This is a genomic window from Aphanothece microscopica RSMan92 (assembly GCF_046613545.2).
Classification (GTDB): domain Bacteria; phylum Cyanobacteriota; class Cyanobacteriia; order PCC-6307; family Cyanobiaceae; genus NIES-981.
The window spans coordinates 1-215 of record NZ_JBKKKY020000697.1 but is presented as its reverse complement, the minus strand read 5'-3'; the positions used below and the strand labels follow the sequence as shown (position 1 = coordinate 215).

The 215-nt window shown below is 71.2% G+C and carries 1 protein-coding gene; it reads right to left on the bottom strand.

Translation table 11 applies throughout. The features are described 5' to 3' along the window. Positions 1-215 (bottom strand): hypothetical protein (locus ACLD7X_RS19645; protein WP_411425362.1); only part of this gene is annotated, 215 nt, incomplete at both ends.

Below are 215 nucleotides of genomic sequence, written 5' to 3'. Positions count from 1 at the left end.
GCGGCTGAGCGGGAGAGGGTGCCGTCGTCGTTGGCGAGGATCAGGCCGCTGCCGGTGCCGGACAGGTTGGGGATGGTGACGGTGTCGCCAGAGCGACCGAGCACGATCTGGCTGGCCCGGGTGGTGGTGGCACCGGTGCCGATGGCGGTGGAGCCGGTGAAGTTGGCCAGGGCGCCGGCACCCAACGCGGTGGTTTGGAAGCCCGTGGCATTGGC